The 1,118-nt window shown below is 61.0% G+C and carries 1 protein-coding gene; it reads left to right on the plus strand.

Annotated features, from left to right (window positions below; genetic code table 11):
- Positions 1 to 94: 94 nt before the first annotated feature.
- Positions 95 to 1,108 (plus strand): IS110 family RNA-guided transposase, encoded by a 1,014-nt coding sequence (locus tag CJF42_RS26120; protein WP_067612347.1) that lies wholly within the window; start codon positions 95 to 97, stop codon positions 1,106 to 1,108.
- Positions 1,109 to 1,118 lie beyond the last annotated feature (10 nt).

The following is a 1,118-nucleotide window of genomic DNA, read 5'->3' on the forward strand; positions in this document are numbered from 1 at the left end:
ACAGGGATGATGAGATGGACACCTCTTGCCAATACGGCGTCACGATGCGCCAAGATTGAGTTACCAAAACCAATCGACTACAAGAGGTGCCCACATGAACGTTACCTTGATCGGGATTGATCTCGCAAAGTCCGTCTTCCAAGTCTGTGCCGTGAATCAAGCCGGCAAGCCGGTCTTTAACCGGCAGGTGAAGCGCCAGCGACTGCTGGCGCTGCTCTTGGAATACCCAAAAGCCATCGTCGCCATGGAGGCCTGCAGCGGCTCCAACTACTGGGGACGCACCCTTCAGAGGCATGGCATGGACGTTCGGCTGATCCCACCCCAGCACGTTAAGCCCTTCGTTAAAGGCAATAAGAACGACCGCAACGATGCTTTTGCCATCACCGAAGCCGCGCAGCGGCCTCATCTGCGGTGTGTGCCCCCACGCACCCTGGCCCAAACTGACCTGATCCAGGCGCACCGGGTGCGCGAACGCCAGGTCAATCAGCGCACCGCCCTCACCAATCAAATCCGGGGCCTGCTCAATGAATACGGCATCGTGCTCCCTCAAGGACGCCGGCGGCTCCAGAGCGCCTTGCCGGGTCTGCTTGAAAATGCCGACAACGAGCTGACCCCCGAGGCCCGGGTGCTGCTTGAAGAGCTGCTGATCGAGTGGCAGCAACGCGATGCGGCCATCAACCGGCTCGACCGGCGTATTGACCGGCAGGCCAAAGGCAGCGACGCCGCCCAGCGTCTGATGACCGTTAAAGGCATCGCCGAGAAGACCGCCACCGCTCTCGTTGCCCACGCCGGTGACGGGCGCGCCTATCGCAATGGCCGAGAGCTGGCTGCCAATCTCGGTCTTGTGCCTCGCGAGCACTCCAGTGGCGGCAAACAGAACCTCGGAGGCCTGACACGGCGCGGCAACACGTATCTACGACGAATGCTGATCCAGGGTGCTTGGTCAGTCCTGCGCAATGCCCACAGGAATCACGACCGGCTGTCGTGTTGGGCCCGCCAAGTCGCAGAGCGACGCGGTAAGCATAAGGCCGTCGGCGCCATTGCCAACAAGATGGCCCGTATTAGCTGGGCCTTGATGTATTACCAACAGAGTTACCGGTCCGCCTGAGCCGACCACT

The sequence above is a fragment of the Pseudoalteromonas sp. NBT06-2 genome (assembly GCF_002276045.1).
Lineage (GTDB): Bacteria > Pseudomonadota > Gammaproteobacteria > Enterobacterales > Alteromonadaceae > Pseudoalteromonas.

What these genes read in the sequence shown, in the direction of transcription:
- CJF42_RS26120 (WP_067612347.1), top strand. Translation starts at nt 95, where the DNA reads ATGAACGTTACCTTGATCGGGATTGATCTCGCAAAGTCCGTCTTCCAA.